The following is a 7,143-nucleotide window of genomic DNA, read 5'->3' on the forward strand; positions in this document are numbered from 1 at the left end:
ATACAGCCAGTACCAGCTGATGTAATAGCCTGACGGTATGTGTCATCGGCGCAGTCGCCTGCAGCAAATACGCCATGGCATGAAGTAGATGTTGCAGAGGTAAAACCTGTTTTTATAATGCCGTTTTCAAGTTCAAGATCATCTTTGAAGATCTCTGTAGATGCCTTATGTCCTACAGCCACAAAAACACCATCAAGAGTAAGCTCCTGTCTTGTTCCTTCAACATCTAGGATGACACCTTTTAATATACTACCATCACCAGTATACTCATCAACTTTTGCATTTAAAATAAACTGTACATTCTTATCTGTCAAAGCTTTTAACTTATCAACAAGAGCCTTTTCTGCTCTAAATGAGTCTCTTCTGTGGATAAGATAGACCTTTTTGCAAAGTGAAGACAGATACAAAGCCTCTGTAAATGCAGCTGAGCCGCCACCTACAACTGCTACTGTTTTGTTTCTAAAAAAGAAACCATCACATGTAGCACATGCTGATACTCCATGACCTTTGTACAGATCTTCATTTTTGCACTCAAGATATTTTGCCTTTGCACCGGTACAGATAATTACACTTTTACACTGTAATTGTTCACCTGATGATAATGTAAGTGTCTTGATCTCACCTTTTAATGAGCAGGAGACAACAGTATCATAAACAAACTGTGTACCTAGCTTTTTTGCATGATTGAAGAGTGAATCCATTAAACTTGCACCATCAGGACTGTCTGAACGGCCAGGCCAGTTCTCAATTTCAGGTGTAGTTGCAAGCTGTCCGCCAAAGTCTGCACCTGTTATAAGTACAGGATTTAGCATAGCTCTTGAGCAGTATATTGCAGCTGTGTAACCTGCAGGTCCCGATCCAATGATAACAGTATTTAAAATCTTATCTTCCATAAATCTCACCAAAAATTCTGTCTTTATGCTCCTTTACATATTCAACAGCATATTTAACCCATGGTTCATCAAAACTTTCAAGATAAGCTATCGCAGCATTTATATCAAAGCTCTGAATAACTTTCATTGCACTTTTTTCATATGAGATATGCCAAGGTTCATATCCAAACAGATCTCTTTTGCTAAAAGGTCTTGAAAAGCCAAATTTTTCAAGACTTTTTTCAAGATACAGTCCAAACTCATAAAAGTAACTGCCCTTTTCATATTCATTTGCAGTAAGCAAAAGCTTATCACCGTCTTTTAGACAGTTTTTTGCATATATATCAAAGTCAGTTCCAAAATGATGTCTTGAAAAACCAGGTACAGCGCTGAATCTTAATATTGCCAAAACCTTTTTTTCATCTGACAGCACTGATATATCTAGCAGCTGTTCATTTTCATCAAGAACTGCTCTTTTACCAATGAATTTGTCATTTACAATTGCAAACTGTCTGTCAAAACTTCTGTATGCTGATGCAACGCACAGGTCAAATCCATGCAAAGAAGCATCATCGATAAGAGCTTTTAGAGCCTTTAAGGATGATGCTTCTGCAAGAAATTCCAGGCTTGAGCCTGGATTGTGAAATTTAACAAGATTTGAACTGTCAAGACCTAAATATTCTTCTTTAGTTACCATAAGACTCAATTATCTTTAAAGCCTCCTGCTTGAGATCGTCGCTTCCATGCTCCTTGACATCATCAATGATCTTGATGGCCTCTTCAGTGTCGCCAGTCTCAAAATAAAGTCTAGCTAGATTGAGCTCATCAACATAATACTGATGCTCCTTTGCTGTCAGCTCTTTTGATGGTGCACTTATATCATTTTCAAAAGGCTCTTCATCAATGGCAGTGATAGGACCGATTCTGTCAAATACCTGTTCAAGGACATTATCCTGATTTGTATTTTCATTAATCTTCTCATCAGTTTCTACAGATGACTTAATCTCATTTATTCTGCTAGAAATATCTGGTGTGCTCTTTGATGCACTCTGAAGCATATTGGTAATATCATCAGAACTGAATGAATCATCTGATGCTGCAGTCTCATCTGAAGATGCATTACTTAACATATTCATAATGTCATTGTCCGCCTCAGGATCGTACATTGAGCCTGCTGATCCGATACGAGCCTCAAGCTCCTGTAAATCCTCCTTAGAGCTTTGAAGTTCACTATCAGATGTCTCATCATTTTCAGAAGATTCTAATTCTTCGACACTCTTAGATGAATCAGACTCGCTGACTGAATGATTCATTTCATTTTCAACGATTTCATCCTCATCTTCAGGAACATTCCATGATACAGTCTTTGTATCATCATTATCTTCGCTGATTTGAGCTTCATCTGTAACCTGAGTATCAGCACTGTCAATTTTTGATAAATTCTCATCTGAAGATGCAATATCATCTGTAGCATCTTCACTTACAGACTCAGATATATCTTCATTTTCCGTATCTGAAACTAAATCTTGATCTGTATCATCAGTTACAACCTGAGTATCTTCAGTTGCTTCTTCCTGAATTAATGAATTATCAGTATCTATCTTTGCATTCTCAATTGATGCGTCAGATTGACTGTTATCATCATTTGAATCTTCATCAAGCAGTGACTCAAGATCAAGATCGTCATCAAGAACAGTATCAACATTTGATCCAATACCCAAAGATGCATCATGCTGAGCATTTGTCAGAACTTCTGTCTTTGCAATCTGTACAGCTTCATCTTCTGATGGGATAACACTCTTATCGGTAGTATCTGCCTTATTGAGTGAATCCAGTAAAGATTTTTCCTCATCTGATAAATCTTCTGAATTATCTTCTGATAAATTCTCTGAATTATCAGCTGAATTAGAATCTGCTAAAGCTTCATTAAGCTCATCTATCTGTGAATCAGAATTATCAGTTATTGAGTCAGTATTTTCTGTAACAGTATTTTCAATTTGCTCATTCACATCTATATCTGTATTAGACTCATCAGCTATATCTTCAATATCTGCTATATCTGCATTAGACTCATCAGCTACATCTTCAATATCTGCTATATCTGCATTTTCCTGATTTGTAGTATCTGCATCAGTCTCAGTCTGTTCAGTATTTTCTTCATTCTCATCATGAGCATTTGAAAGATCAGGAGACTTTGTATCATCTAAAGACTGTGCATTCATAGCACTTGCCATAGCGGCTGCAATTGCATCAGCTTCAGTCATATTTTCATTAAGTTTCACATTTTCATGTGGATTTGAAGAACGTGATTTATTATTTTCATCCGGGAACAGACTATCAAGATTCTCTGTTTCATCAGGAATTACTCTATCCTCACTGAACTTATCATCAGATGCATCTGATTTTGGTGAATTTACAGCCTCATCCCATGCGGCAAGATCTGCTGATGGCTCAACAGCTTCAACTGATTCATTTTCAATAGCATCATTTGACTCACCTTCTGCATCAGAAGATACATCATCTGCTGAATCATCAGAACTTTGAGCAGATTGCTCCTTTAAAGCCTCATCCCAGGCTGACATATCAGAAGAGTTATCAGATTCACCTGTATTATCCTTTTCACCTGACTGTTCTTTTAAAGCTTCATCCCATGCTGACAAATCATTGCCATCTGATATTTGAGAATCGTCAGTCTTATCAGCAGCCTGCTCCTTTAAAGCTTCATTCCAGTCTGCCATGTCTGATGAGCCATTATCAACATCAACGGTTGACTGTTCAGCATTATGCTGCTCAGATAAAGCCTGAGACCAGTCGTCCATAACATCTTTACTGTTCTTGTTTTCTTCAGCAGCATCAGTGTTAGCAGCCTCATCCCAGGCTTTTTGTGCATTATCCTCACCGCTTTGAGAACTGTCTGTATTTTCTACCTCTTGAGACTGAAGATCAGATTGTTTTACATTATCTGATGGTGCATCTATAGCATTAGCATTTTCAGTTGACTGTTTTTGCTCTTCTATTGGTTCATCATCAGAATCTTCAAGAGGAGCATCAAACTCAAAGACACTGTTCTCATCAGTTAAGAGCATATTTTCAGAGCTTGAATCCTCAACATCAAAATCGTCACCAAGTGTATAGGCTCTATCTCTGTTCTGCTTCTTGAAGATAAAGAAGATAATCAGAAGAACCAGTGATAAAAGACCTGTACCAAACAGAATGAACATGATTGGACGGTTAAGATCAACACCTGAGTCTGAGGCATTAACTGTATAATTTGAAATCTGAAGCATCATATCTTCAAGTTTCTCATCATTTGCAAGAACCATTTCTCTGATCCTTTCATTGTCCTGAGATAACTTGGTAAGATTTCCCTTGATTTCAATCAGATCCTGCTGAATATTTGCAATGATGTGATCATACTGATTTGCTAAAGTTGCAACACTGTCAGCTGCTGTCTTTGCAGTTGCAGCTGAAGTCTTTTTAACTCTGTCCATAACCTCAGCCATCTGTGCTTCAATAGCTTTGGTCTTCTCTTCAAGAGCTGTCTTGTTGCCCTCTAACATGATTTTGATTGCATCAACATCTAAAGACTGCTGATGTCCATCTGGAATCTGAATAATGACAGGAGGATTTTCAACCTGCTCTTTTACAGTTTTTTGCTTTGTGCCATCAATATCATTTGAACCGCCGGCAAACTGCAGTTTGTCAATTGAATCCTGTTTTACCTGATCCTGTTTTGCGCCATCAACAGGAATAACGCGATTGAGCTCTTCTTGTTCCTTCTTTTCCTGAAGCTCTTTTACTTTTGCTTCCATTGCAGTATAGGAAGGAATATCCTCATCTCCTGAAACATCGTTTTTGTTCAGATCCTTGCCAGATAAGAGTGTTGCCTCATTCTGTGAATCATCAGGGCGCTTTTCTGCACTTACATACTGATTGTGTAAATTAGTATTCTGAACAGTTGCAGCAATTCTTGCTTTTAAAGGAGGCATCACAAGAGAGCCCTGCTTTAAAAGTCTGCCACCAACCTTTTCATCCTCACGTGCAATTTCTGCTGAATCAGGAACTTTGATGGTGGTTTTTAACAAATTATTGACGTTTGAATTTGCAAATGCATTAGGATTATTTCTGTAAATGGAGGCAATAATCTGGAATTCATTAACAGACTTATCCTCAGGAATGAATGAGGAAGCAATAGACCAGATAGTGTCACCTGATTTGATTGCATATGATCTGTAATTTACAGGAGCATTAGTTGTTGCATTGGTAGTTTGGTTGCTAAAAGGGGCTGCATTTGCCTGATTAGGGGTTGAAGCAGGCAAATTTTGCACTCTTTGAACAGTTCTTCTTGTATTAGGCGAAACTGTAGCTGTTGCTCTTTGCTGTGCAGCAGCTGCAGGAGTCTGAGTTGTGGCAGTCTGTCTACGCCTTGGTGTGGCAGCACGTCTTGTTTGATTTACAGGTGCAACCTGCTCTGTTTCAGGCCCCTGAATTGTAATAGTGAATGTACCATCCTCATCGGCACTTAAGGCGCACAGAGGAAACAGTAAACATAAAGCCGTTACCAAGCTGTTCTTTTTTAACCAATGCATCGATTATTACCCCTATAATGCATATTTGTATTTTACCAAAATTGCGATCGTCAAAATTAAGCTAGATCGCATTTTGAAAATATTCATGCATAAATCGTGCAAGATTAATTATTTTTAGCAATAAGTTTAATAATTTCAACAAGACTGATTGCTTCACCAAAACGTGAATTATCCATCATCAGTTCAAAACTGAATGATTTTTTTGAACCTTCTGTCTGTCTTACTCTGCTTACAAGAACTTTTCTCTGGTTGATTGCATCTTCAACAGGAGATAAAAGTCTGTCATTTTCACAAAGCTCTGTATATTCAGAGTCTGCAAATGCCTTTTGAACATCACTTAAAGTTGCTGACTGTTCAAGATCAACATTTACAACCATTGTATGGCCATAGAACACAGGAACAAGAACAGATGTAACATTCAAACCTCTTGTAAACTTTCCTAAAACTCTTTGTGTCTCAGAAATAATGGTACTTTCATGATCTGTAAAGTTTGTATCAAGAACTTCACCAATATGCGAATGAAGATTGAATGCAAGCTGTGCTTTAAATCCAAGGTGATCTGATGCCATACCATTTAAAAGAAGAGTTGACTCATGAGCAAGAGTCTGTGTTCCTAGCTGACCAAACTCGGATACTGATTCAAGAGCTGTTGCGTTGGCCTTGTCAACGCCGAACTCATCATGAAGAACACTAAGTGCAAGAATAAGCTCAACGGATGGAGCAAGAGCTGGAATTACAAGTTTATTCTCTATTGCTTTTTTTACATCATAATCATTGATCTGAGGAACAATGGTGCAGGTATTCTTATCACCTGAAAACAGATGGCTGTTGTCAACAACTACACAACCTTTTTCTTTTGCCTTTAATACAAGACGTTCTGATTCATCTTTTGTTGATAAGAATAAGGCAACATCTGCCTTTGAAAAATCAAATTCATCAACTGCCTGAACAAAGTAGTTCTGACCACGTACGCTCACTGCATCATATTCACCGCTTAAAGGTGTTAGAGGAAAAAGATCATCAAGTTCAAAATTCTGTTCATCAATTGTTTCTAAAACAAGTTTACCAATGTCTGTATCGTAACCGTATATTGCTAGTTTTAATGACACTTTTATCTCCAGTAAATATTATTTATATTCTGCAAAAAAATCGATTTTTACTTAACCTTTCTACTTAAAAGATAGCACTGTTTGTTATAGAAACTGATGCCATAACAATAGATTGTTTCTATGTTGACTTTTTTTAATAATGGCTCGTAATACTTTTTCTTTTCTATCTGTAAAAGAGCATCATTTGTGTCCTGTTCAAAATCATCATCACTTTTTGATACTTTTATCTCAAGGATAACTACGTTCTTCCTTCTTTTATCCATGAATATTAAATCTGCATAGCCATCACCTGATTCACTGTTTGATTTAAAGTCTGTAATGAAGTTAGAACAGTTTGTAAATACTCCTGATAAGAATCCATGATAGAAGTTCTCTTTCTTTGCCTTTGTTGCAAAATCTCTTATTGATACATATGACTTTAAAAGGTCAAAGATGTTATCTGATGCACTTTCACTATCACCTTCAAACAGAGCTTTTGCTATAAGCTTTGCCTTATTCTCTCCTTGATTTACTACTGCATCAAAGTGAGCATTGATATTTTGTATAAAGCATTCTCTTATTTCAAGGTTTGGA

Annotated in this window: 5 protein-coding genes; all 5 read right to left on the reverse strand. The window is 37.2% G+C overall.

All coding sequences use genetic code 11. The annotated features are described in order from the left end of the window. Positions 1 to 893 (reverse strand): NAD(P)/FAD-dependent oxidoreductase (locus ACJML3_RS04980; RefSeq protein ID WP_406021144.1); only part of this gene is annotated, 893 nt, incomplete at its 3' end. After that, positions 883 to 1,569: a M15 family metallopeptidase gene (locus ACJML3_RS04985; protein WP_406021146.1), complete on the reverse strand. Its 687-nt coding sequence runs from the start codon at positions 1,567 to 1,569 to the stop codon at positions 883 to 885. The genes ACJML3_RS04985 and ACJML3_RS04980, both read right to left, overlap by 11 nt. Beyond that, positions 1,559 to 5,461 (reverse strand): FimV/HubP family polar landmark protein, encoded by a 3,903-nt coding sequence (locus ACJML3_RS04990; protein WP_406021148.1) that lies wholly within the window; start codon positions 5,459 to 5,461, stop codon positions 1,559 to 1,561. The genes ACJML3_RS04985 and ACJML3_RS04990 overlap by 11 nt, the downstream gene beginning before the upstream one ends. Positions 5,462 to 5,565: 104 nt before the next feature. Further along, a complete protein-coding gene (locus ACJML3_RS04995; RefSeq protein ID WP_406021150.1) occupies positions 5,566 to 6,570 on the reverse strand; it encodes an Asd/ArgC dimerization domain-containing protein in 1,005 nt (334 codons plus the stop codon). A gap of 47 nt (positions 6,571 to 6,617) precedes the next feature. Continuing rightward, a partial coding sequence (locus ACJML3_RS05000; protein WP_406021152.1) for a PD-(D/E)XK nuclease domain-containing protein occupies positions 6,618 to 7,143 on the reverse strand: 526 nt, incomplete at its 5' end.

The sequence above is a fragment of the Succinivibrio sp. genome (genome assembly GCF_045124615.1).
GTDB classification, from domain to species: Bacteria; Pseudomonadota; Gammaproteobacteria; order Enterobacterales; family Succinivibrionaceae; genus Succinivibrio; species Succinivibrio faecicola.